22 protein-coding genes and 3 tRNA genes are annotated in these 26,379 nt (G+C 43.1%); 2 read left to right on the top strand and 23 right to left on the bottom strand.

Features of this window, described 5'->3' with window-relative positions:
- Positions 1-57 precede the first annotated feature (57 nt).
- The 9 genes from GT508_RS07465 to ilvB form a co-directional block, all read right to left on the bottom strand.
- Positions 58-129: transfer RNA gene (locus tag GT508_RS07465), tRNA-Arg, on the bottom strand.
- A gap of 133 nt (positions 130-262) precedes the next feature.
- Entirely contained in the window at positions 263-1,144 is an 882-nt protein-coding gene (locus tag GT508_RS07460) for a DUF5688 family protein (protein ID WP_161143906.1), read from the bottom strand.
- A gap of 184 nt (positions 1,145-1,328) precedes the next feature.
- A complete protein-coding gene (gene efp / locus GT508_RS07455; protein WP_028086671.1) occupies positions 1,329-1,892 on the bottom strand; it encodes an elongation factor P in 564 nt (187 codons plus the stop codon).
- A 72-nt stretch (positions 1,893-1,964) separates the two neighbouring features.
- A complete protein-coding gene (locus GT508_RS07450) occupies positions 1,965-2,483 on the bottom strand; it encodes a YqeG family HAD IIIA-type phosphatase (protein WP_028086672.1) in 519 nt (172 codons plus the stop codon).
- A gap of 1 nt (position 2,484) precedes the next feature.
- Positions 2,485-3,267, bottom strand: a complete 783-nt coding sequence (locus GT508_RS07445) for a shikimate kinase (protein ID WP_161143905.1) — start codon at positions 3,265-3,267, stop codon at positions 2,485-2,487.
- 175 nt (positions 3,268-3,442) lie between these two features.
- Entirely contained in the window at positions 3,443-5,635 is a 2,193-nt protein-coding gene (locus GT508_RS07440; RefSeq protein ID WP_161143904.1) for a SulP family inorganic anion transporter, read from the bottom strand.
- Positions 5,636-5,742: 107 nt separating this feature from the next.
- On the bottom strand, positions 5,743-6,768 hold the full coding sequence (locus tag GT508_RS07435; RefSeq protein ID WP_028086675.1) for a branched-chain amino acid aminotransferase: 1,026 nt from the start codon (positions 6,766-6,768) through the stop codon (positions 5,743-5,745).
- A gap of 95 nt (positions 6,769-6,863) precedes the next feature.
- The gene (gene ilvN / locus GT508_RS07430) at positions 6,864-7,376 is read right to left on the bottom strand and encodes an acetolactate synthase small subunit (RefSeq protein WP_161143903.1); all 513 of its coding nucleotides are present in this window, start codon (positions 7,374-7,376) and stop codon (positions 6,864-6,866) included.
- Between the two features lie 27 nt (positions 7,377-7,403).
- On the bottom strand, positions 7,404-9,125 hold the full coding sequence (ilvB, locus tag GT508_RS07425) for a biosynthetic-type acetolactate synthase large subunit (protein ID WP_055280993.1): 1,722 nt from the start codon (positions 9,123-9,125) through the stop codon (positions 7,404-7,406).
- Positions 9,126-9,499: 374 nt separating this feature from the next.
- Between ilvB and GT508_RS07420 the strand changes: the two genes are divergently transcribed.
- Together GT508_RS07420 and glgD are read left to right on the top strand one after the other, a co-directional pair.
- Positions 9,500-10,639 (top strand): glucose-1-phosphate adenylyltransferase, encoded by a 1,140-nt coding sequence (locus GT508_RS07420; protein WP_118224631.1) that lies wholly within the window; start codon positions 9,500-9,502, stop codon positions 10,637-10,639.
- A 1-nt stretch (position 10,640) separates the two neighbouring features.
- Complete coding sequence (gene glgD, locus GT508_RS07415; RefSeq protein WP_161143902.1) at positions 10,641-11,756, top strand: glucose-1-phosphate adenylyltransferase subunit GlgD; 1,116 nt, start codon at positions 10,641-10,643, stop codon at positions 11,754-11,756.
- A gap of 80 nt (positions 11,757-11,836) precedes the next feature.
- Here the strand turns inward: glgD and GT508_RS07410 are convergent, their stop codons facing one another.
- From GT508_RS07410 to GT508_RS07345, 14 genes are all read right to left on the bottom strand, one after another.
- Positions 11,837-13,051 carry a glycosyltransferase family 4 protein gene (locus tag GT508_RS07410; RefSeq protein ID WP_161143901.1) on the bottom strand — a complete coding sequence of 405 codons (1,215 nt, stop codon included), beginning with the start codon at positions 13,049-13,051 and terminating at the stop codon, positions 11,837-11,839.
- Positions 13,052-13,061: 10 nt separating this feature from the next.
- Positions 13,062-13,550 (bottom strand): dihydrofolate reductase, encoded by a 489-nt coding sequence (locus GT508_RS07405; RefSeq protein ID WP_028086681.1) that lies wholly within the window; start codon positions 13,548-13,550, stop codon positions 13,062-13,064.
- Positions 13,551-13,565: 15 nt separating this feature from the next.
- The gene (thyA, locus tag GT508_RS07400; RefSeq protein WP_161143900.1) at positions 13,566-14,414 is read right to left on the bottom strand and encodes a thymidylate synthase; all 849 of its coding nucleotides are present in this window, start codon (positions 14,412-14,414) and stop codon (positions 13,566-13,568) included.
- Positions 14,415-14,449: 35 nt separating this feature from the next.
- On the bottom strand, positions 14,450-14,881 hold the full coding sequence (locus tag GT508_RS07395) for a MarR family winged helix-turn-helix transcriptional regulator (protein ID WP_161143899.1): 432 nt from the start codon (positions 14,879-14,881) through the stop codon (positions 14,450-14,452).
- A 102-nt stretch (positions 14,882-14,983) separates the two neighbouring features.
- Entirely contained in the window at positions 14,984-16,351 is a 1,368-nt protein-coding gene (locus tag GT508_RS07390; protein WP_161143898.1) for an MATE family efflux transporter, read from the bottom strand.
- A gap of 96 nt (positions 16,352-16,447) precedes the next feature.
- The gene (locus GT508_RS07385) at positions 16,448-17,734 is read right to left on the bottom strand and encodes a homoserine dehydrogenase (RefSeq protein WP_117598014.1); all 1,287 of its coding nucleotides are present in this window, start codon (positions 17,732-17,734) and stop codon (positions 16,448-16,450) included.
- Positions 17,735-17,878: 144 nt separating this feature from the next.
- Positions 17,879-17,951 (bottom strand) — tRNA-Gly (locus GT508_RS07380).
- A 28-nt stretch (positions 17,952-17,979) separates the two neighbouring features.
- Positions 17,980-18,052: transfer RNA gene (locus GT508_RS07375), tRNA-Gly, on the bottom strand.
- 182 nt (positions 18,053-18,234) lie between these two features.
- Positions 18,235-20,043: an aspartate--tRNA ligase gene (aspS, locus tag GT508_RS07370; protein WP_055280982.1), complete on the bottom strand. Its 1,809-nt coding sequence runs from the start codon at positions 20,041-20,043 to the stop codon at positions 18,235-18,237.
- A gap of 59 nt (positions 20,044-20,102) precedes the next feature.
- On the bottom strand, positions 20,103-21,374 hold the full coding sequence (gene hisS, locus GT508_RS07365) for a histidine--tRNA ligase (protein ID WP_161143897.1): 1,272 nt from the start codon (positions 21,372-21,374) through the stop codon (positions 20,103-20,105).
- Positions 21,359-22,789, bottom strand: a complete 1,431-nt coding sequence (gene hemZ / locus GT508_RS07360; protein WP_055280978.1) for a coproporphyrinogen dehydrogenase HemZ — start codon at positions 22,787-22,789, stop codon at positions 21,359-21,361. Before hemZ ends, hisS begins: the two co-directional genes overlap by 16 nt.
- 47 nt (positions 22,790-22,836) lie before the next feature.
- The gene (locus tag GT508_RS07355) at positions 22,837-23,460 is read right to left on the bottom strand and encodes an MBL fold metallo-hydrolase (RefSeq protein ID WP_161143896.1); all 624 of its coding nucleotides are present in this window, start codon (positions 23,458-23,460) and stop codon (positions 22,837-22,839) included.
- 4 nt (positions 23,461-23,464) lie between these two features.
- Positions 23,465-25,810 carry a RelA/SpoT family protein gene (locus GT508_RS07350; protein WP_161143895.1) on the bottom strand — a complete coding sequence of 782 codons (2,346 nt, stop codon included), beginning with the start codon at positions 25,808-25,810 and terminating at the stop codon, positions 23,465-23,467.
- Positions 25,811-25,839: 29 nt separating this feature from the next.
- Positions 25,840-26,364, bottom strand: coding sequence for an adenine phosphoribosyltransferase (locus GT508_RS07345; protein ID WP_055280971.1), 525 nt, complete (start codon positions 26,362-26,364; stop codon positions 25,840-25,842).
- Positions 26,365-26,379: the final 15 nt, after the last annotated feature.

The following is a 26,379-nucleotide window of genomic DNA, read 5'->3' as shown; positions in this document are numbered from 1 at the left end:
ATCTCCTATATTTTCTATAATTCCTATAAATTTCCATCAAAAATAGCAAAAAAAGTACACACCCGGGCGGATTCGAACCGCCGCTCCCGCCTCCGGAGGGCGGTGCTCTATCCCCTGAGCTACGGGTGCGTATACAATTACTATATGAAATTGCCTTAGTAATATTAACACATCTTTGAGATAAAGTAAAGGAAATGCATCCCACTTTTCGATCATTTCCTCTACTTTTTTAATATTTTTCTTTAATTTTCCTTTTTAAATCTTACAGCGCAAGTTTTCCGCTCTCCCGGTCATAATAATATGCCCTGTCCGAAAGTACTTCTTCCGCCTCTACCTGTGTCTCATTGATCTCCTCGATCATGCTTCCCAGTTCTTCTCTGCCCGGCGCTTCGCTTTCAGCCACAATAATGGTCTCATGCACACTGCTTGGGATCACAAAAAAATTTTCTCCCACTACACCGGCAATCTTTCTCAGACAATCCGGATAGATCAGTGCCGCAGCCCCATAGCTACGCATTTCATTGCTCAGGATATACATTTTTTCTGCCGGTCCCTCTTCCATCCCAAGTCCCAGCAATTCTTCGATCACCGTGCGCATCGGTGCAAATTCATACGGCAGTAACTCCTGGGTATTCTTAGAAGCCCGGTAATATAGATCTTCTTCCGTTACTTTCCACATATCCATATGTTCTGCTCTGACCATCATGGATGCCATGCCATATTTATCTACCTCTAACAGTACATAATAAATAATTGCAAGATCCAGATAACTTTTATATGGAATTTCTTTTAAAAGCTCCTGATTCTCCTCTCTGCCTATCAGACGGTATATGATCTTATCTTTGACAAATTCATAGTCTTTTACCTTTTCACCGTCCTCCCATGAATTCTGAAACCGGATTTTCTCATATAATCCGACAATATCTTTTGCAATCTGTTCCAACGGATACCCCATCCGGAACTGATGAAAATACTCCTCCAGATAAATCGTCGGTGAAATATTGATTCCTTTTTCCGAAATCATAATACCGCTTCTCCTCACACCATTATTCTTCACATTGGTATGAATGCTTACTGTTTTTTCTTCTTCCACCTCTTTCTTTACTTTTGTCTCTACTGCATGGATAAACTGAAAATATGTCATAAAAGCTCCTTCCTATCCAGCAATATACAAAAATCATCTTGAAAATCTGCGGTGATATTACCGCCTGAGATAACAGAACATCTTTTGAATTGTTTCTGAAATATTATGGTAATTAGATTATAAAAAAGCCCTGCACAAAATGCAAGGCTTTTTATAATTATTTAATTTAGAATTCTTATGACTCTTATGCTCTTGAGAGGTATGCTCCTGTACGGGTATCAATCTTGATCGTCTCGCCCTGATCAACGAAAAGCGGAACGTTAACTTTCGCACCTGTCTCAACGATAGCCGGCTTTGTAGCACCTGTAGCTGTGTTACCTTTTACACCTGGCTCTGTCTCTGTTACAACCAGTTCAACACTGAGCGGCGGCTCGATCGCAAATGCATTTCCCTGATAGAAGCTGATAGATACTTCTTCGTTTTCTTTTACAAACTTCATAGAATCTGCTGCATCATCTGCGCTGATCATAATCTGCTCAAATGTCTCGTTGTCCATGTAGTTATAGAATTCTCCATCGTTGTACAGATACTGCATTTTCTTTCTTTCAATGTGAGCCTGTTCAAATGTCTCTGTAGGACGGAATGTTGTCTCTACCACACCACCGTCGATAATATTTTTCATCTTAACACGCACAAAAGCTGCACCTTTACCAGGTTTTACGTGCATGAAATCAATAACCTGACATACTTTTCCATCAACTTCAATTGTTACACCATTACGGATGTCTCCTGCTGAAACTTTAGCCATTACCTTATCCTCCTTAAATCGCGTATACACGCTTACGTAATTTCATCTCATATTATTCTATAATACATGATATTATTTTTCAACCTTTTTTTCGTGTCTCTGACTCTTCTTGTAGAAATGTAACACAATTTTTTCCAGATAACGCTTCAAAACAATCTGGATTTCTTCCTTTGGATGTATCGGTTTTACCAAAATATTCGGGATTCCGGCACGTTTTGCTCCCCATACATCTGTAAAAAGCTGGTCTCCGATAAACACAGAACTCCTTCTGTCTGTTCCCATAATCTCCATCGCCCTGAGATAATTCCTGGTTGATGGCTTGTGCGCATTATAAACATAGTCCACCTGGATATCTTTATTGAACATCTCTACCCTTGGCTTCTGGTTATTCGAGATCAGACAGCATCGGAATCCGATTGCTTTCAGTCTGGCAAATAATGCCTTTGCTCTCTCGTCCGCCGGTGCTCCGTGCGGAACCAGCGTATTATCAATATCAAAGATCAGTCCGCGTACACCCTCTTCATATAATTTTTCAAAATCGATCACATAAGTGGATGCTACATACTGATCCGGAAAAAATCTATCAAACATATTATTCTTCTGACTCCTGCAGATGCTGTACCAGCTCTTCACAGATCTGAAGAACGGTCTTATCATCCGTATTGATTACTATATCTGCTGCCGCTTCATATTTCTCACGGCGCTGCTCCATAAGTTCTGAAATGCCTTTGACATTCTTTCTGCCATTTAATACCGGTCTGTCATTGCTGTCTTTTACACGTTCAAAAATCGTCTCCGGTGTAGCAGTAAGAAGAACAACTCTTCCGTTCTTTTTCATCTCTGCTACATTTCTCTCTCTTAAGGCCGCACCACCACCGCATGAAATTACTGCATTCTTATACGACTGCATCTCGATCAGAAGATTCGTCTCCAGATCACGGAAATATTCTTCGCCATATGTAGCAAAGATATCCGGAATACTCATCTCTTCACGTTCTGCAATCACCTGATCCATCTCTACAATATCCATATCAAACATCGTGCTCAGATAATCAGAAATTGTTGACTTTCCAGCCCCCATGAATCCGATCAGTACAATGTTATAATCAAAGAGTTTTCTTGCCTGGATTCTCTTACTGTTACGCAGGATACATCCAAACACATCAAAGATTTCTTCTTTATATTTATTTTCTTTCAGTTTTTCTTCCAGTCTTCTCTTCTGCTTTTCTTCCTGATGCGGCTGTAAGATTGGCATACCATATTCTTCTTTATACGCCATGATCTTTTCAATAATAGAACTACGTTCTACCAAAGCGTCAATAATCTTATCATCACACAGAGCCAGCTGCTCTCTGTACATTTCTAAATCGTTCATTCTTCTGTACTCTCCTATAAATTGCAAACTATTGTCCGATATATTCATGTATTATAGCAAGAAATATACTTTCACGCAAGATTATCCGGCGTATTCCTGCATATTTCCTGCATATTTTCTGCATATTTCCTGCATATTCCGGTCGTCAGGAAATTCCTGTGCTCTCACTGTTCTTCTATTTTTCCCGCATCTGCCGTTCCCATTCATGCAGCTTTCTCGCTGCCTCCGGATTCTGTTTTTCCAGCCGTCTCTCCAATCGTTCGCGGTTCTTTTTCAGATGGTCCAGGATCTCCGGATGATGCATTAATAACTGCTGCTCGATCTTGCGTCTTCTCTTTTCAATCAACTGCAGGATCACTTTTTTGTCTCCACGCAGATTCTCCGGAAGTTCATCCAGATGCATTTCCATTCGTCTTAAGATCTCATCTTCATCCAATGCCCCCAGTGAATGCCAGTTTTTGAGTTTTTCTTCAAACCCTACGTCTGCAAGCCTTTCCAGATCCGGAAGTCTATGGATCTGTTCCATAACCTGATGGACTTTCTTTTCCATCTCTTCCACCGCATCATCACCGAACGCCCATGCGAATTCTTCTAATGTATTCTCTTCTTCTGCCGGGATCATTGCTTCGTGAACCGCATGCACTGCCGCCGGGATTTCCAACTGCCACGGCATCTGGATAACCGGAGATTTCTCCGATTCCATACTCGTCCCCGGTGTTGCAACACCTGCATCCTGCAATGCTGCAAGAATCGTTCTTCTGACCTTTCCTTCCTCGATCAGATGACCGATCCCAAGACTGCGCATCTGTTCATTTACATTTTCGGAATGCTCCGTAATATAAAACCTGATCCCTTTCTTATCAAAATTTTCCGCCATCATTTCCAGCCGGTCTGCTGCCGTAACGTCAATACTGTTGATCGCAGCCGCATCCACGATTACAACCTCTGTATCCTCTTTGATACTGTTCTCAATGTCCGACTGGAATATCTTTACATTTGCAAAGAAAAGGTTCTCACTGAACCGGTAAATGATCGTATGGCGTATCGGATATGCATTGCGGTTTCTCTTAAGATCGTAATAAGCCTCTTTTCCCGGAATCATACCGCGGAAAGACCTCGGAGGATTCGTCGCACGAAGTACCACTGCTACAAAAGAAAGCAGCAATCCGATCACCACACCATAAATAGTACCTAAAAATAATACGCTCACACACGCAGCTACAAAAATATAGAATTCATTACGGCTTACTTTGAATAAGCGCACCGCCAGATGCAGTTCTACTACATTCATCAGTGCCGAGATTACGATCGCTGTCAGAATCGGAACCGGCAGGTATCCGATAAATCCAGTTGCACATAGCAATACGGCTGCCATCGTAATTGCCGCTACGACAGATACCGCCTGTGTCTTTCCTTCATACTGTTCATTCATGGATGTTCTGGATATACTGCCATTCACCGGACAACAACCTACACATGCCGCTGCGATATTTCCCATCGCACAAGCCAGGATCTCCTGGTTTTCATCAATCTTATAGCCATTCTTCATGGCAAAATTATTTTCCGACAGCAGCGTCTCCGACATGATAACCGCTGCGATCATCAGACTTCTTCCAAGCGCCTGCCTCAGGTCAATTCCCGCAAAATGGAAATGTACCAGCTTCGGAAGTCCTTTTTCCACCGCATCCAAAAGTACCACACCATGTTCGTCTACACGAAAGCACATCGTTGCTGCTACACCTGCTGCCATGATCACAATTGCTGCCGGGAATTTGGGAATTACTTTTCCTGCCATGCGAAGCAGCAGCAACGCTCCCACACCAAGTACCACTGACAGCCAGCTGATTTCTTTGCACGTCTCTGCGATATGCCTGAGCAGTTCCGGAAGTTCTCCAGATCCGGCCTTTCCGCCAAGGATCTTCGGTATCTGCATCAGAATAATTGTCAGTGCAATCCCGCTGATAAATCCTCCCATCACCGGTGTCGAAATGAAGTCCACGATTCTTCCTGCTTTTAAAAAATAAAACAGCAGCAGCCAGATTCCTGTCAGAAATGCGATCACAGGCACATACTGCATTGCCGCTTTACTTCCACTTTCAATCCCAAGTGATACCAGTGCTGCTCCGACAATTGCCGCCGGTGCCGCATCGACTCCGAAAATGAATTGCCGCGATGTTGAGAACAGTGCAAAGAACAGAATCGGGAATACCGAACCGTATAGTCCATATACTGCAGGCAGTCCAGCAATCTGTGCATAGCCCATCGAGATAGGGATTGACACTGCTGCCATGATGATCCCCGAGAAAATATCTTTGGGAAGATATTCTTTTTTATAATTTTTCATTGTTGAACACAATATATGTTTCATGCAACCTCTCCTTACGATTTTATAATCCAGGTATAAAAAAGAGACAAGCCAGCTATTTACACAGTGTCCCGTCTCTTCTTTCTACATTTTCAACATCTGTAAAACAATTAACAGATCTTGCAGATCCATCCTTCCGGAGCTTCGATGTGTCCCATCTGAATACCGGTTAATGTCTCATATAATTTCTTTGTAACTGGTCCCATCTCTTCCATTCCGCTTGGGAAACAGATCTCTTTGCCGTGGTCAACGATCTTTCCTACCGGAGAGATAACTGCTGCTGTACCGCAAAGTCCGCATTCTGCAAAGTCGCCAAGTTCATCTAAATAAACTTCTCTTTCTTCTACTTCCAGTCCAAGATAGTGTTCTGCAACATACATCAGAGAACGTCTTGTGATGGATGGAAGGATTGTAGATGATTTTGGTGTTACAACTTTGTTATCTTTTGTTACAAAGATAAAGTTAGCTCCACCGGTCTCTTCCACCTTTGTTCTGGTTGCTGCATCCAGATACATATTCTCATCATATCCTTCTTCATGAGCTGTTACGATTGCATGAAGGCTCATCGCATAGTTCAGTCCGGCTTTTACATGCCCTGTTCCATGCGGTGCTGCACGATCGAAATCAGACACCTTGATCGTGATCGGTTTTGCGCCGCCTTTGAAATATGGTCCAACCGGTGTTGCAAACACACGGAACTGATACTCATCTGCCGGTTTTACACCGATTACAGCACTGGAACCGAACATATATGGTCTGACATATAAGGTTGCTCCTGATCCATATGGCGGTACATAAGCTGCATTAGCCTTTACAACCTGTTTAATAGCATCTACAAATCTATCTTCCGGGAATACAGGCATCTCAAGTCTTGCTGCAGAGTCTGCCATTCTCGCTGCATTTAAGTCCGGGCGGAATGTTACGATATGACCGTCTTCTGTGGTATACGCTTTCATTCCTTCAAAACATGTCTGTGCATACTGAAGTACACCTGCACATTCACTGATAGTAATCTGATCATCGGAGGTAAGTGTACCTTCATCCCATGCTCCGTTTTTAAAATTGGAAACATATCTCTTATCTGTCTTCATATAGCCAAATCCTATGTTTGACCAGTCAATATTCTTCTTCTCCATTGTGACTCCTCCGTCCTTTAAACAAATGTTTGATTTATCATCTTGTTTTATTATAATACTACTGTTTTTAAAATTCAAGAGTGCACTCTGTTTTTTTATCTTTCCATCATACTTATGGATTCAATTCCCACACTTCCGCCTCGTACAACTTCAATACTGGCGAATTCTTCTTTCATAAGTTTGATTACTGCATCATTTTTCGTTGCCGTCTGTACAAATTCCAGCAGTACACTGTCTTTGCCGTAATCAATGATTTTTGCCTTGAATGTCTCTGCAATCTGAAAACATTCCACTTTATCATCTTTTGAACATTTTCGCACTTTGACATACAGTATTTCTTTCATACGGACAAATACATCTGTAAAATCGATAACCTTGATCACTTCCACCAGACGGTTCAGCTGTTTCTTAATCTGTTCAAATGTCTCATCATCGCTGACTGTTGCGATCGTCATTCTGGACACGGTCGGATCTTCTGTCGTACCAACAGTCAGACTGTCCAGGTTATAAGATTTGCCGGAGAACAGCCCTGAGATTTTTGACAGAACTCCTACCTGGTTCTCTACATATAAGGAAATCCATCGTTTTTTCATACCGTTACTATTCATTGTTTTTTCCCTCCTGTCCTCTTCTTCCTAACAATCCATGATCAGATCTTCCAGTGTCCCGCCCGGTTTTACCATCGGATATACCAGATCTTCCGGATCAATGTCGAATTCCAGGATATATGGTGTCTTTGTACTCTTCATAGCTTCTCTGAATGCCGGCTCGATCTCTTCTTTTTTCGTAATATGGATGCCTTTTGCACCATAAGCGTCTGCCAGTTTCATAAAATCCGGTGTGTAAACAGGACATTCAACCTCTCCGCATTTTCCTCTGCAGGCTGCTCCCGAGCGCAGACATGTCATGGAATAGCGCTTTCCATAGAATAATTTCTGCCACTGACGCACCATTCCAAGATTATTATTATTAAAGATACAACTGATGATCGGCAGTTCTTCCAACACTGCGGTTGCCAGTTCCTGACTGTTCATCTGAAAACCACCGTCTCCGGAGATTGAGATGACCGGTGTATCCGGATTCCCAATCTTCGCTCCAATCGCTCCCGGCATACCATATCCCATTGTTCCGAGTCCTCCGGACATCAGAAGCTTTTTCTTCTCTGTAATCTCAATAAACTGCGCGGTGAACATCTGGTGCTGTCCGACATCCGTTACAATGATCGCCTCATCAAAGATCCGGTTAATCGTCTCAATAACATCCTGCGGTGTCATGATCGGTTTCTTTTTCATCTTCAGCGGATGCTCCGCTTTCCAGTCTTCGATCGTATCCAGCCATTTTCCCGTCTCACAAGGAGTGACATATTCTAACATCTTCGTAACGGCTTCTTTGGCATCTGCTACGATCGGCACATCCACCTGCACATTTTTAGAAATTGCGGCTGTATCAATGTCAATATGTACAATCTGTGCATTCGGTGCAAATGAATGCAGCTTTCCTGTGATCCTGTCATTGAACCTGGTTCCGATCGAAAATAACAGATCACATTCATTTACCGCCATATTACATGCATAGGCACCATGCATTCCAAGATTTCCTATATATAACGGATGTGTAGTCGGAACCGCCCCACGTCCCATAACTGTTGTTACAACCGGGACATTCGTCATATCCACCAGTTTCGTAAATTCTTCATTAGCATGTGCTATATTGATACCTCCGCCTGCGAGGAACAATGGTTTCTTTGCCTTGGAAAGCATCTTAACCGCACGTTTTAACTGTCCGACATGTACATGGGTATTCGGCTTATATCCACGGATATTCACTTCATCCGGATACTCGGCACTTCCCAATTCTCCCATTACATCTTTTGGAAGGTCGATCAATACCGGTCCCGGCCTTCCTGTTCTTGCAATATAAAATGCTTCTTTCAGGATACGTCCGAGGTCTTCCCTGTTTCTGACCGTAACACCATATTTCGTAATACTTCTGGTGATTCCGATAATATCTACTTCCTGGAACGCATCATTTCCGATCAAATGTCTGGACACCTGCCCCGTAAAGCATACCAGTGGTACACTGTCGTAATAGGCAGTTGCAAGACCTGTCACAAGATTCGTTGCCCCCGGTCCGCTTGTAACCAGACACACTCCTGTTTTTCCGGTTGATCTTGCATAAGCATCTGCCTCATGTACCAGTGCTACTTCCTGTCTCGGAAGAATTACCTTCGTATAATCCTGCTTATAAAGTTCATCACTGATATCGATCGTACAGGCTCCCGGATATCCGAAAATTGTATCTACCTGTTCTTCTCTCAGCGCTTTTACCAATAATTTATTTCCACTGATCTTTTTCATATACTACCTCCTTGAATTTTTACTTTTCTATAAAATAAAAAGAAAAGCCCTAAGCTGCAAGCTCAGGGCGATTATTGCATCTTTACAGCATTTCACTGAATATTTATAAAACATTATAGGTGACGTTCTTTAGTATTGTCAACTCTTTTTATCCGATTCATTTACTGCTGATTTTTATAATGAACTTTTGCACAATCGTGTTATTGATCTTTTTTATCATTTTCCCGACAAATTTCGTTATTTTTCCATCTTTCACAAATTTCACATTTAATTTTAAATTTTTTTGTGATTTTTTGTATTTTTTTCCAAAAATGTATAGCAAAAAAATGCAAAAAATTATACAATAGATACATAAGCAATAAGGAGGATATATCATGAAACAAAATAATATGTTAGCGATGATATTAGCCGGCGGTAGAGGCTCACGCCTTCACGAACTGACAAATAAAGTTGCAAAACCAGCTGTTTCTTATGGTGGAAAATACAGAATCATCGATTTTCCACTCAGCAACTGCGCAAACAGCGGAATTAACGTAGTAGGAGTTTTAACGCAGTATGAATCAATTCTGCTGAACAGTTATGTGGCAGCCGGACGTCGTTGGGGATTAGATGCCAAAGAAAGCGGCGTATTCGTTCTTCCGCCACGTGAGAAGGCAGATGCGAACCTGGATGTATACAGAGGTACAGCAGATGCAATTTCTCAGAACATCGATTTTATTGATACATATTCACCGGATTATCTTTTGGTTCTCTCCGGTGACCATATCTATAAGATGAATTATGACAAGATGCTGCAGGCGCACAAAGACAACGGTGCCGATGCAACCATCGCAGTCATCGAAGTTCCTATGAAAGAAGCAAGTCGTTTCGGTATCATGAATACCGACGAAGAAGGCCGGATCATAGAATTTGAAGAAAAGCCGGAACATCCAAAGAGCAATCTTGCTTCTATGGGAATCTATATCTTTAACTGGAAGCTTTTACGTAAGAAATTAATTGCTGATATGAAAGATCCTGATTCCAACCATGACTTCGGAAAAGATATCATTCCGTCTCTTCTGAGTGATGAAAAAAAATTATATGCATACAAGTTCAAGGGGTACTGGAAAGATGTCGGAACAATTGATTCTCTCTGGGAAGCAAATATGGATCTGCTGAGCAAAAACAATGAACTGGATCTGAATGATCCGACCTGGAAGATTTACACCGAAGATGCAACTACTCTTCCTCAGTACATCGGTCCGGATGCCAATATCAGACATGCATTTGTCAATCAGGGTTGTGTGATCGAAGGTGATATCCAGAATTCCGTTCTCTTCACCGGTGCCAAAGTCAGAAAAGGCGCAAAGATCATCGACAGCGTTCTGATGCCTGGTGTTGAAGTGGAAGAGAATGCTGTCGTTACACGTGCACTGGTTGCCGATAATGTAAAGATTGGTGCAGGCGCAGTTGTCGGCGATGCCAAGAGCGAGCACATCGAGCTCATTTCAAAACGTGTAAAGGGGGTAGAATAACATGGCTAAAGCATTTGGAATCGTAAATTTTGCCGGAAATCACATTGCAGTAGAAGGTATGCAGGAATATCGTCCGGTAGGTGCTTTTTCTTTCCTTGGACGTTACCGTGTCATCGACTTCACGATCTCTAATATGAGTAACAGCGGCATCGACCATATTCAGGTTTATATCCGCAGAAAACCGCAGTCACTGACTGCACATCTCGGAACCGGACGTCATTATAATATCAACTCCAAGAGTGGTAATCTCCAGATTCTTTATTCCGGACTCGGAATGAATATGAGCCTGTATAACAATGACATTGCATCCTACATCGAGAACTTAGAATATATTGAACAGCAATTGGAGGAATATGTCGTAATCGCTCCAAGTTATATGATCTATACCCAGGATTACAACAAACTGTTAAACACTCATATCGAATCCGGTGCTGATATTACCTTACTGTATCACTCCGTAGACAATGCAAAAGAATATTTTCTGAATTGCTATGCTGTTAATCTGAACAAGCAGAAAGGGGTTCTTTCACTGGAACAAAATCACGGAAATGCAAAGAACAAAAACATCTTTATGGATACTTATATCATGAAGAAAGATTTGTTCATCGAACTGATCCACAAATCAAAAAAGACTTCTTCTGTATACACATTACTGGATATCGTAAATGCTTCCTGCGAAGACCTTGATATCCGCGGAGTTTCTCACAGAGGTTACTTTGCAGCAATCTCAGATTTTAACAGCTACTATGAGTCCAACCTGTCCCTGACAGATATCAAAACAGCACAGAATCTGTTCGTGCCGGACTGGCCGATCTATACCAAGACCAACGATTCCTGCCCAACCCAGTATTTCGAAACCGGAACAGCAAAAAACTCTGTTGTGTCAAATGGCTGTCTGATCGAAGGAGAGATTGATCATTCTGTTATCGGACGTGGATGTATCATCAAGAAAGGAGCTGTTGTCAAAAACTGCGTCGTACTTTCTGATGCTTACATCGGTGAAAATGTTCACGTAGAGAATCAGGTAATTGACAAACATGCTAAGATCACACATGCAAAAGAGCTGTCCGCTTCTGAAGACCGTCCTGGATATGTAAGAAGGAACGATACATTATAGAATATACCTTTAACCGAAATATAACAAAAGAGAGCGAAAAAATCATCAAGTTGATCTTTTCGCTCTCTTTTATCTACCTTTTACCGGATGACTTCCTGCGCAATCTTCTGCCAGGATATTCTGCTCACATCACATGTCCTGTTTTTCACAAGTCCTCTATTTTCCTGTTTTACTGTCCTAATTGCATCTTCCAGTGTCTGTGCCAGTCTTTTTTCAAAAACCGGAAGTTCTTCTTCCACTGCTTCATCCGCACCTTTCATCTTTGGCAGATCCACATAACGGATATCGGCATCCGGTATCATATCCTCAAGCCAGTCTGCCACTCCATCCAGCCTTGTCATCACTACGCGGTCACCACACGCCAGGCTTTCGATCACTGTAAGCGGCAGTCCTTCATACATAGACGGCAAGACAAAGATATCTCCGTCGTTATACAGATTTGCCAGTTCCACCTGCGGCACACAACCGGCAAATCTGACCGGATATCTGCAGTGTGCAGCCAGTTCTTTTATTTCTTCATATTCTTTCTGATTTCCAGCTCCACCCGCAAGCACAAGTTTTATCTGTCCGCTTTCTTCATCCAGCAGGTTCATTGCACGCAAAAGACTTTTTACGCCTTTCTTCTGCGTGATTTTCCCGGCAAAAACCAGCCGCACCACTTCATCCTTTTTTCCCGGCTTCTCACCGGTTATCCGAAACACATGACTATTGTACCCCGTGCCGATTACCGTCATGCTCTCACTTTTCACCAGATATATCTGTCTGATCTTTTCTTTCTGTGCTTCCTGAAGTGCAAAGATCCGGTCAAGACGCGGAATCTGACTGCGTATAAATTCCCGTTGAAATGACGTATTTTTCATCTGTCTCAAATCCGTATTGTGACAGAATCCATATACTTTCTTTTCCGGATAGCGCTCCCGCACCAGTGCTGTCAGATAATACAGATGATGGCATAAGATCAGTTCCGGATCTTCTCTTTCTATTACTTCATCCAATACTGCAAGAAATGCATTTCTGAACTGCACTGTCATCTCTTCTGTCATATCCTTGTATCTTGTACTGATATATGGCATCTCATCTGACATACCCACAACCGGATATGGTAATCCTTCCGATTCAAAATATACCGGATATGCCTTCACGCCATCCGGCATATCCATCTGTTCCCCTCTTGCAATGCCTGCCAGCACAATCTGCGTATGTCCCTCTTTTGCAAGTGCTTTCACAACCTCTGTCAGATAGACTCCGCTCCCGGTACTGCATGGTTTCTGTGCCGTGACACTAAGTATTCTCATCCCGCTTTCTTTATCTCCTCTCATATATCACAAATACATATTCCAGATCAAAATATGTCTGCTCATCACTGATTTTTGTCATTTCCCACTCCGGATCTGCATCCAGATCCGGGAAGTATGTATCTGCATCATATGCATGATCGATCTTTGTAACATAAGCCTTTGTACAATACGGAAGAAGTTGGCGGTAAATACTCTCTCCACCGATCACATAGACATCTTCCGAATTGTATTTTTTTAATTCTTCTACCATCTCTTCTACGGAATGTACGATCACGGTATCTTTTACTTTATAATTCTTATCTGTCGTAAGTACCACATTGACTCGGTTCTTCAGCGGCTGTCCTCCCGGAAAGCTTTCCAGTGTCTTTCTTCCCATCGCAACAACTTTTCCCTTCGTTGTCTCACGGAAAAATTTCATATCCTGCGGAATACTCACCAGTAATTTATTCTCTTTTCCAATTGCCCAGTTCGAATCTACTGCTACGATCAAATTCATATTATTTCCTCCTACTTATACCGCTACCGGAATATTTTTAATCTGGTCATGTGTCTGATAATCGATCAATTTCACATCATCTCTTGTAAACTGATAGAAATCCCTAATCTCCGGATTCAGCCAGAATTGCGGTGCCGGAAGCGGTTCACGGCTGATCAGTTCTTCGATCATCGGTACATGTCTGTCATAAATATGCGCATCTGCGATCACATGAACAAATTCTCCCACTTCCATATCACACACCTGCGCAAGCATATGGATCAGTACAGCATACTGACATACGTTCCAGTTATTTGCAGCCAGAACATCATTGGATCTCTGGTTCAGGATCGCATTCAGTGTCAGTTTATCATGTCCCGGTTTCTTCGTCACATTAAATGTCATACTGTAAGCACATGGATACAGGTTCATCTCATGCAAATCCTGATGTACATAGATATTCGTCATGATCCTTCTGCTGTATGGATTATTTTTCAGATCGTAAATCACACGGTCTACCTGATCGAACATTCCTTCTTTATACTGATGCTTTACGCCCATCTGATATCCGTAAGCTTTTCCGATCGATCCGTCTTCATCTGCCCAGCTGTCCCAGATATGGCTGTGCAGGTCATTGATATTATTTGATTTCTGCTGCCAGATCCAGAGAAGTTCATCCGTACAGCTTTTAATCGCGGTTCTTCGAAGTGTCAATGCCGGAAATTCTTTCGACAGATCATAACGGTTCACGACTCCGAATTTTTTGATCGTATACGCCGGTGTCCCGTCTTCCCATACCGGTCTTACCTTTTCTCCTCTGGTATCGGTACCGTTATCGATGATGTCACGGCACATGTTGATAAACACTTTATCTGCATAACTCATTTTTACATCTCCTGTCTCTCTGCTTTTCGTTCTGTCTACGGATCACTGATATTATAAAGGACCCTGTCCAGCATCTTTTCCAATGCTGCAATTTCTTTTTTACTCATTCCGATCATAAGCCGCCGGTCGATCTTCTTCCGGTAGTTATCCATTTTTTTCTGGATATCGTACGCTTTTTCTGTCGGGTATATGTTCTTGCATCTTTTATCCTGATTACTTGGAACCGCCAGAATGAACCCCTTTTCATCCAGCCTTTTTAAGATTCCTGTCACCGTCGGATTCTTAAGACTTAGTGCTTTCTCAATGTCCTTCTGATTCACAAATTCTTTGCTGCTGCCAAGAAGGTAATCCAGCACCGCACACTGTGACGATGTGATCCCAATCCCGCGGAGCAGATTATTGAATTCTTTCTCGTAAATATTATTAATCTGTTTAAACATAAATCCAACGGGTAATCGTTCTTTCATCCTTTGTCTTCTCCCATTCCCCTGTAAACATCATCCGTCCGGGAAGATTCACATCCCCGGACGGACTCATTCAATCAATTTATTTTACCATATTCCAACAGGCTATGCAATCTCATCCATCGCACGAAGCTCTTTTAGCGCAAACCCTATTGCAACAATTCCTGCTGCTGCATCAGCAATCGGTCCTGCATACATTACACCATCAATTCCCATATAAAGCGGGAAAATAAGTATCAGTGGAAGCAGGAAAATCACCTGCCTTGTAAGTGAAACTACAATACCCAGCTTTGCCTTACCGATCGATGTAAAAAATCCGGAGGACATCGGCTGTATTCCATTGATAAATGTCATGAACATAAAAATCCGGAAATATCTCGCTGCAAATTGATAATATTCCTTACTTCCTGTACCAAAGATACTCACAAGCTGCGTCGGGAAGAACTGGAAACACAGAAAAAATACAATGCCAACCGCCATGGCGATCTGGAATGCTTTCCAATAGGTCCTCTTCACCCTGTCATACGCCTCCGCACCGTAATTGAATCCCCAGATTGGCTGGCAGCCCTGTGAAATCCCGATTGCGATCGCCATAAACACCATATTTACTTTAGAGATCACCCCCACGCATGCCAGTGGAATATCCGTTCCATACACAGAAGCCGCTCCATAATGCCGCAATGTATTATTCATCGTGACCTGTACCACAGCCATAGCAATCTGATTGATACAGGAAGCCATTCCCAGTGATATGATCTTCTTCAAAATCTTTCCTGACGGACGGAACATCTCTTTTTTCAGTTCCATTTTACGGAATTGTCCGAAATATACAATGACCATAATACCTGATACGATCTGACCGATCACGGTTGCCCAGGCAGCACCTTTGATTCCCCAATGGAATCCGAAGATAAATAACGGATCTAAGATCGTATTAATGATTGCTCCCGTCAGCATACACGTCATCGAATATGTCGGACTTCTGTCTGCACGGATCAGATGATTCCCACCCGTCGTCAGGATTAGAAACGGTATTCCGAATGCGGTAATCCCCGTGTAATCCTGTGCGTATGGCAGGATCTTCGCTGTTACCCCAAAGATGTGCAGTAACGGATTCAAAAATACAAGTGTGACCGCCGCAATGATCACTCCGCAGATCACCAGCATAGCAAGTCCGGTTCCTGCGATCCTGCTTGCCTTCTCATGATCTCCCGCACCGGAACACAGGTTAAAATTCGATGCACTGCCGATTCCCAGAAGAAGCGCTGTTGCCGTACAGATGATCGACACCGGAAATGCGATATTGGTCGCCGCATTTCCCAGAAGTCCGACTCCCTGTCCGATGAAGATCTGGTCTACAATATTATATAACGAGCTCACCAGCATACTGATAATTGCCGGAATTGCAAATTTCGCGATTAGTTTTCCTTCTTTTTCTGTCTCCAGAGGATTTCTTTTTTTCTGTTCCTCCATCTCATCTTCACTCCTTATCCGATTATAAAAGACGGAGCTTGTTACAGTCTCCGTCCTTTAAAAATATTCTGCTATTTATGCTTTTCTATTTATGCTCTAATATTCACGGATCACAGTTCCGATCTCACGTGTCGTATCCATATCCGCCAAATGTTCCAGTGCATCTTCCAGATGCTTTTCCTTTACTGCTTCTGTCACGATAACCAGTTCTGCCGCATCATCTGCCTCCGTCTTCTGGATGACTCTGGCAATACTTACCTTATGCACTCCAAATACACTCGCAATTGCTGCAAGCACACCCGGTTTATTATCCACCAGCATACGGATGTAGAATTTATTCTTTACTTCTTTAAAATCCTTTACCGGTGTGTCACGATAACAGGTGCAGCTGATTCTTCCCGTACAATGATACTGAATATCACGGATCACATCGATCACATCACCCATGATCGCGCTGGCTGTCGGAAGTTCTCCCGCTCCACGTCCATAGAACATCGTATCATCTGCCGCATCGGAATGTACGAATACTGCATTAAAGGAATCTCTGACAGATGCAAGAGGATGCTCCTTCGGAATCATCATCGGATGTACTGCAACTTCTATACCACCTTCTGTATTATGTGCGACACCGAGCAATTTGATCACGTCACCAAATTCTTCTGCGTACTCTACGTCTTTTGCCGTAATCTTCGTAATTCCTTCTGTATATACATCATCAAATGTCACTCTGGAATGGAATGCGATCGATGCCATGATCGCTACTTTACGTCCGGCATCCAGTCCTTCGATATCGGCTGTCGGGTCTGCCTCAGCATAGCCAAGCTCGGTAGCAAGTGCCAGTGCATCGCCAAAATCCATGCCTTCTTCGATCATCTTGGTCAGGATAAAGTTCGTTGTACCATTGACAATACCGATGACTTCCTGGATCTCATTTGCCGCCAGACACTGCTTCAGTGGACGGATGATCGGGATTGCTCCTGCTACGGCTGCCTCAAATAAGAAGTCCACTCCACTTTCTTCTGCAGCTTCCAGAAGTTCATGTCCATGTGTTGCCACCAGATCTTTATTTGCAGTTACAACATTCTTCCCTGCATGCAGAGCTTCCAGAATCATAGTTCTTGCAGGCTCAATGCCGCCCATCACCTCGATCACGATCTCGATTTCATCATCGTTAATGATATCTTCCCACTTATCTGTTAAAAGAGACTGGTCTACGCCTTTTCTCTTCTTATTCATGTTATGTACCAGTATCTTCTGGATCTTAAGACCTGCCCCGGCTTTCATTGCCATCTCATCTTTCTGGCATTCTACAAGCTTATATACACCACTGCCAACCGTTCCAAGTCCCAGAAGACCTGCTTTTACTACTCTTTCCTGATTCATCTTCTCACATCCTCGTTTTCTTGTTCACTCTCTTTTTGTTTATGTACACTTTAGTATAGCACAGTGCCACATATGATTTCAATCGGATTCTTTCTCTGCTCGTAAATTAGTACAACAAAAAAACGTTGCAAACAGTCAATTCAGAGCGACAGACGGGACTCGAACCCGCGACCTCCACCTTGGCAAGGTGGCGTACTACCAACTGTACTACTATCGCATAACAACTACTTGCAACGTCTTTTCAGAGCGACAGACGGGACTCGAACCCGCGACCTCCACCTTGGCAAGGTGGCGTACTACCAACTGTACTACTATCGCACATCAAGTATATTTCATGTTTTCGTGTTCATCAGAACGATATTTAGTATATCGCAACTTTCTCATTATGTCAATATCTTTTTCAAGTTTTTTGAATTTTTCTTTCTATCTGAAAATTCAAATAATTTAACAAATGCCAGGAATAATCTTTATCTGACTGTTCCCGGCATTTTATTCTTTACTTACTCAGCGTCGTCTTTCTTCTCTTCCTTTGCCACTACTGCAATTCCGAGTTCCTCCAGCTGTTTTGCATCTACATGTCCCGGTGCTTCTGTCATCAGGTCAGATGCATCTTTTACCTTCGGGAATGCGATCACGTCACGGATGCTGTCCTGTTTTGCCATCAGCATAACCAGACGGTCCAGACCGTAAGCCAGTCCTGCGTGCGGCGGTACTCCGTATTTGAATGCTGTCAGAAGGAATCCGAACTGCTCCTGAGCCTGTTCTTCCGTAAATCCAAGTACTTTGAACATCTTGCTCTGAATATCCTGATCGAAGATTCTGACACTTCCGCCACCGATTTCATTACCATTTAATACGATATCGTATGCTTTCGCACGCACTCTTCCCGGATCACTGTCGATATACTGAAGATCTTCTTCCATCGGCATCGTAAACGGATGATGCATTGCCGTAAAGCGGTTCTGTTCTTCACTCCACTCAAGAAGCGGGAACTCTGTTACCCACAGGAATTTGTATTCGTTTTTATCAAGGAGTTCCATCTGGCGGGCAAGTTCCAAACGAAGTGCTCCAAGTGTATCCCATACAACTTTATTCTTATCTGCCGCGAATAATAACAGGTCACCGTTCTCTCCGCCCATTGCCTCGATCAGCGCTTTCATCTCGTCATCTGTCATAAATTTGGCAAATGAGGATTTTACAGTTCCGTCTTCATGGATTGCAATATAGGCAAGTCCCTTTGCGCCGTAATCTTTCGCAAAATCAACCAGCTTGTCGATCTTCTTGCGGGCCATTCCACCCTGTCCTTTGGCGTTGATACCGCGAACAGTTCCACCATTTGCAATTGCATTTTTGAATACAACGAACTCGCAGTCTTTTACAACATCTGTAACATTCGTCAGTTCCATACCGAAACGGATATCCGGCTTGTCAGAACCAAAGCGATCCATTGCCTCCTGCCATGTCATTCTCTGGATCGGAAGGGATACTTCTACCCCAAGTACTTCTTTGAATAATTTTGCAAGCAGTCTTTCATTTACCTCGATGACATCATCAACATCTACAAAAGATAACTCCATATCAATCTGTGTGAATTCCGGCTGACGGTCTGCACGTAAGTCTTCGTCACGGAAACATTTTGCAATCTGAAAATATCTGTCATATCCGGAGCACATCAGTAACTGTTTGAATAACTGCGGCGACTGCGGCAGTGCATAGAACTGTCCCTGTTGGATACGGCTCGGTACCAGGTAATCTCTTGCCCCTTCCGGTGTACTCTTGATCAGGACCGGTGTCTCAATCTCCAAAAATCCTTCTTCTGCAAGGAACTGACGTGTCAGAGTTGCAACTTTACTTCTCATCATCAGATTGCGCTGCAGATCCGGTCTCCTGAGATCCAGATATCTGTATTTCAGACGTACTTCTTCTTTTGTCTTGGAATTTTCTTCAATGTGGAACGGAGGTGTCTCTGACTCGGAAAGAATACGGAGTTCTTCCGGAAGTACCTCAATTTCACCTGTTGCAAGATGATCATTCACCGCACCGGAACGCTTTGCAACCGTTCCCACGATTGCTACTACATATTCTGCACGAAGCTTTGCTGCTTTTTCGATCAGCGCAGCTTCTGATTTTCCTTCTTCAAATACCACCTGAATGATACCGGAGCGATCTCTGACATCTACAAATACCAGACCTCCTTTGTTGCGGTTCTTCTGTACCCATCCCATGATGGTAACTTTTTCTCCTACATTGGCTGCAGATAATTCTGCACATCTATGGGTTCTTTTCAACCCTTTCATTGATTCTGCCATGTTCTTTTTTCTCCTTTTTCGGCGTCTTTACGCCGTGATTTATTGCTCTCTAAAACATATTATAAGTTCTCTACGGAATCTGCATAGCAATCCACGATTTCTGTATAACCATCTTCTGCCAGCTGTTCTTTCTGGAATTTCTTATTCTTTTTCATGTTGACGATCAGAACCTGTTTTCCTGCCTGACGGTCTGTCTTTGCAAGTGACATTACTTTTAAAAGACCTTCTTTTGTCATCTTCTTTTCTAACAGATATGCTTTCTTCTCTTTTACAGTCGGAACTTCATATCCATTTTCCAGGAGCAGCATAACAATTCTCTCGAATCCGATGGAGAATCCACATGCAGGTGTATCCTGTCCGGTAAATTTACCGATCATCTTATCATAACGTCCGCCTCCGGCTACTGATCCGCCGAAGTCATCCATTGTTACTTCAAAGATAGTTCCTGTATAGTAAGACTGTCCTCTTACAAGTGTCGGGTCGAATTTGATATTAAATTCGCATTCCTTTGCAGTCTCAACGCTGGAAATGATCATTTCCATACTATCTGCTGTCTCTCCACTTAAGCAGTCTCCTAATTTTTCTTTCAGAAAACGGATACCTGTCACATCCGGTGCAACATCCTGAAACAGCTGAAGATAAGTCTCTACATTTTCCTTTGCATATCCCATCTCTTCCAGTTCTTTTGCAACGCCTTCTGCCCCGATCTTGTCCATCTTATCCAGGATAATGAAGACTTCATCATAGTCTTCCTCACGGAAGCCACTATATGCAGCCATTGCCTTCAGTATGTTACGGTCATTGATACATACCGTAAAGTTCTGGAAGCTTAACTTTCCAAGCATAGCTGTGGTTGCAAGAATCAGCTCAATCTCTGCAAGATTTCCCGGTTCACCCAGAATATCAATATCGCACTGCATGAACTGTCTGAAACGTCCTTTCTGCGGACGGTCTGCTCTCCATACATTCCCGATCTGCAATGCTTTGAACGGTGCCGGAAGCTCATTCGAATGGTTCGCATAATATCTGGCAAGCGGTACGGTAAGGTCGTAACGCAGACCTCCATCCACCAGATCATTCTCTTCTTTTGCTGTATCGATCTTCAGTTTTTCACCTCTTTTTAAAATCTTGAAGATCAGTTTCTCGTTGTCTCCTCCCTGCTTGCTGCACAGGTTCTCGATATGTTCCACACACGGTGTCTCGATGGAACAGAATCCGTATGTCTTATACGTCTCTTTAATAAGTCCGATCAGGTAATCACGGATCTCCATCTCACGTGGGAGCATGTCTTTCATACCGGTAACCGGTTTTTTCTTTAATGCCATAACCATTCTCCTTTGCGTTCTATCATTTCGTCGATCCTGTCGATATAGGCATCTACTGCCTTGACATTCTCCTGACGGATCAGACGTGTCATTTTCTTCTTTTTACTGCCCGGCATAGGAATCGGATTCTTTAATACGATTTTTGTCGACGCACCTGCGCCTGCGGCAATAATAGATTGTTTTTCTTCCATAATAAGTATATTGTATATTCCGGCTTTGTCAACCTTTGCATAGCCAACATTTTCAAAATTCCCTGCAATATTCTTCTGTCTGTACAGATAATACGGGAAAAGTTCCATCTCTTCTGCTGTTTTTGCTGCCTTTTCGATCATGCCGGAAAGGATGTCATGTGTCTCCTTCACATCCCGGTGTAAATCTCTCATTTCCATTCTGGCCGCTCTCTTGATTGCCAGTGAATGCACCGTCAGACTGTCCGGCTTCATCTGAGCGATCTGAGCCAGTGTATCTTCCATATCAGAAATATCTTCCCCCGGAAGTCCTGCGATAATATCCATATTGATATTATCGAATCCGGTCTCTCTGGCCAATGCATAGGCCTCTTTTATCTCTTCTACGGTATGCTTTCTTCCGATCGCATCCAGTGTCTTCTGCTGCATGCTCTGCGGATTGATGGAAATCCTGGTAATGCCGTGGCTCTTTATGACCTTTAATTTTTCTTCTGTTATGCTGTCTGGTCTTCCTGCTTCTACAGTATACTCCAACAGATGTTCTCTCGAAAATTTCTCATCAATCCATCCCATCAGTCGTTCCAGCTGCTCTGCCGTCAGAGTAGTCGGTGTACCTCCGCCGATGTAGATTGTATTCAGCTTCTTATTTTTTGAACGCTCTGCGATAAATTCCAACTCTTTACAAAGTGTATCTACATATACATCTACTTTTTCTTTCCAGCGATCCAGCGGTCCGGAACTGAAAGAACAATAAGAACAGACCGACGGACAGAACGGGATTCCTACATACAAGCTGTACCCTTCTTCATAATCCAGTTCTTCCAGAATCTTCCGCTCCCTCTCGGCAATCTCCCATGCAAGCACTGCCTTTTCTTTTCTTACTCTTGCGCTTTCCCATGCCCATCTGATATAATCTTCTTTTTTCCAGCCGGCTTCCAGCTTCTGCATAGCAAGCTTGGTCGGACGTACGCCTGTAAGCACTCCCCACGCAAGTGGTTCTCCGGTGATCTTCTCCAGTTGGTCATACAGATTCAGGTCTGTCTGCCGCTTTTTCTCCGTTTGCAGATTCTCCGTTTCTGCAAAAATTTCCTGACCATCCGGTAATTGTACCGTTACATAATTAGAGGCTTCTTCATCCGTCTTGCAGGATACTTCCTGCGACGGATAAAAAGCCTTTAATATATGATACGCATTATAAGTATAAGACTCGCTTTTACATATAATCTGAATCATTTTAATTCTCCATTCTGTTTTTTATCACTGTCTTTTGCCAACATTCATTATATAAATGGATTATGGAGTTTTTCATAACCGATCGTCGTTTCTTCCATATGCCCCGGATATACATGTGTCTCTTCCGGCAATACCAACAGTTTCTCCTTTACAGAACGAACCAATGCCGATGCACTTCCACCCGGGAAGTCTGAACGGCCAACCGATGTCTGGAATAATGTATCACCGCTAAAGAGAACACCTTCCTGTTCCATATAATAACAGCATCCACCCGGTGTATGTCCCGGTGTATGGATCACACGGAACTGAAAACCTGCAATTTCCAGCTGTTGCCCATCACTGACCGGAACCGCCTCCTCAAACCGGTATCCTCCACGCACATATGCAGAAGACAGATTACTTTCACCGTCCGTCATCATCGGAAGGTCCGCTTCTTCTACATATACCGGAACTTTTACGTCTTCCATCACATCAGAAAGTCCCATAATATGATCAAAATGTGCATGTGTCAAAAGCACCGCTTTCAGTTTCAGTCCCTGCTCCTTTACCGCATTCTTTACCTTCGCCGGATAAGCTCCCGGGTCAACCATGACCGTCTCTTTTGTCTCTTCGTTGATTACCAGATAGCAATTCGTACCAATCATTCCAACTACGTATTTCTTTATCTTCATACTTTTAGCCTGTTGCCCTTTCTATATCAATGATTCCGGAAAGCTGCTGCAATTTCTTCACGATACGCTCCAGTTCTTCACGGCCGTGAACGATGAATCCCATCTCAATTGTTGCTGTTCCCTTCTTACTGGTACGGACATTCATAGATTTGACATCCACATTCTCTTCTGTGAAAATTCTGGAAATCTCCATCAGAAGCCCCTGCTGGTCATTGGCATACATCTTGATCTCGGCAAGATACTGACCTCCTGATTTTTCTGTCACTTCCGTCTCCCACTCTGCCGGAATCAGTCTTGCGCGTTCCGCTTCGGACAGATGTATCATATTGATACAGTCTGTACGGTGAATGGACAGACCTCTTCCACGGGTAACGAATCCGATAATCTCATCTCCCGGTACCGGATTACAGCATCTGGAAAAACGGACCGCCATATCATCAATTCCCTTGACTACAATACCGCTCTTGGACTTGGCAATATGCACCTTATTTTTTGCAGCCTCAGCCACTCTCTCCAGAACAACTTCATCCGTAATTGCCTGTCTGTGATCTTTTCCATACTCTTCTGCAAGCCGGTTTACTACCTGTCCTTCTTTTAATCCTCCGTGACCGATTGCCGCCAGCACAGATTCCCAGTCTTTGAATCCATATTTTTTCTGCACGATCTCCTGGTACTTCGGCTGAATAATATTTGTAAGATTGATACTCTTTGCCTTGCAGTATGTAGCGATCATATCCTTTCCACGGATGATATTACTTTCTTTGAATTCTTTTTTAAACCACTGGTTGATCTTGTTCTTTGCCTGTGTACTTTTTACAATATTCAGCCAGTCCCTGCTTGGCCCCTTGGAATTCTGTGAAGTCAGGATCTCAATTCGATCCCCGTTCTGAATTTTATAATCGATATTGACCAGTTTTCCGTTCACTCTGGCTCCAACCATCTTATTTCCAACTGCACTATGGATCGCATAAGCAAAGTCAATCGGCGTCGAACCATTCGGCAAGTTCTTGACATCTCCCTGCGGTGTAAAGCAATACACATCTTCTGCAAACAGATCAAGGTCACCTTTGATCAGATTCAGGAATTCCCGGTTATCCGACATGTCTCTCTGCCATTCCAGGATCTGGCGCAGCCAGCTTAACTTCTCTTCTTCCTGTGCTTCAACACTCTTCTTACCGTCATTCGACTCTTTATATTTCCAATGCGCCGCAATACCATATTCAGCTGTCTTATGCATCTCTTCTGTACGGATCTGGATCTCGAACGGCTGTCCGACCGAACTCATCAGCGTTGTATGCAGTGACTGGTACATATTCGGTTTTGGCATTGCAATATAATCTTTAAATCGTCCCGGGATCGGCGTATACATCTCATGAATCACACCGAGTGCCGCATAGCAGTCCTTTACAGATTCTACGATAATACGGACTGCGAACAGATCATAGATCTGATCTACTGTCTTATCCTGATTGACCATCTTTTTATAAATGCTGAAGAAATGTTTGACACGCCCGTTGACTTCTGCTTTGATGCCCGCATTCTTCATATGTGTCGACACTTCATCTACAATCTGCTCTACAAATTCTTCCCGCTCAGTCTTTCTGGCATTGATCTGATTCACCAGATCATAGAACACTTCCGGCTGTGAATACTTAAGTGCCAGATCATCCAGTTCTGTCTTGATCTTGGAAATTCCAAGACGCTGTGCGATCGGTGCGTAAATGTCCATCGTCTCTTTTGCTTTTTCTTTCTGTTTCGCCGGTGTCATAAACTGCAGTGTACGCATATTATGCAGACGGTCTGCAAGTTTGATGATGATGACTCGGATGTCCTTTGCCATTGCCAGGAACATCTTTCTTAAATTTTCTGCCTGTACCTCCAGTTTATCCGAAGAATAAGAAAGTCTTCCCAGCTTGGTAACTCCATCTACCAAAAGTGCTACTTCTGCTCCGAATTCCTTTCGGATATCTTCTTCCGTAAACTTTGTATCTTCAACCACATCGTGCAGCATTCCTGCAGCGATCGTCTCTTTATCCATCTCAAGATCTGCCAGAATGATCGCTACCCATAACGGATGGATGATATATGGCTCTCCGGATTTTCTGCGCTGATCTCCATGTGCTTCAACTGCCAGCTTATAAGCTTTCTCAATCAGGGAAACATCTGTGGACGGATGATACTTTCGGATACGGGCAATCAACATGTCATACAACCGGTCCGGATCTTCATAATCTTCCTGCGATTTCACCGCATGTCCGTCTACGACCGCAAGTCCTTTTGTATGGTCTTTCGTCAGGGCTTCCGGTGCAATCCGGTTGTCCAGTGATTCATATGTTGTCTTGTCTGACATATCAACGCCTCCTTCCCTTGATGCTTCTATTATTTACCCGGATATGTGATCACGGCATCCACATCATATCCTTCTAATCGCTCTCTTCCCTTTAATCCCGCAAGTTCCATAAGAAATACCGTCTTTACCACTTTTCCGCCAAGTCCTTCGATCAGTTTTACCATTGCTTCATTGGTTCCGCCTGTTGCGATCAGGTCGTCAATGATAACCACTCTTTGTCCCGGTTTGATCGCATCTTTATGCATCTCGATCGTAGCAGTACCATATTCCAGTTCATATTCAACAGAAACAGTCTCGCAAGGGAGCTTTCCTTTTTTTCTGATCGGGATAAATGGCTTATGCAGGTTATATGCAATCGGAACTCCAAAAATAAATCCTCTGGATTCCGGTCCTACAACCACATCAAACTCTACGTCTTTTAATTTTTCCTGCATCAGATCTATTGCCAGATGTAACCCCTCCGCATCCTGAAGAATGCTTGTTACATCTCTGAATATAATTCCCGGTTCCGGAAAATCCGGAATGCTTCTTACATACTCTTCTATCGCTTTCATGATACTCTCTCCATT

It is taken from the genome of Dorea sp. BIOML-A1, from assembly GCF_009875615.1.
Taxonomy (GTDB): domain Bacteria; phylum Bacillota; class Clostridia; order Lachnospirales; family Lachnospiraceae; genus Dorea_A; species Dorea_A amylophila.
Note: the sequence above shows the minus strand (reverse complement) of the source record. Positions and strands in the feature narration are given on the sequence as shown.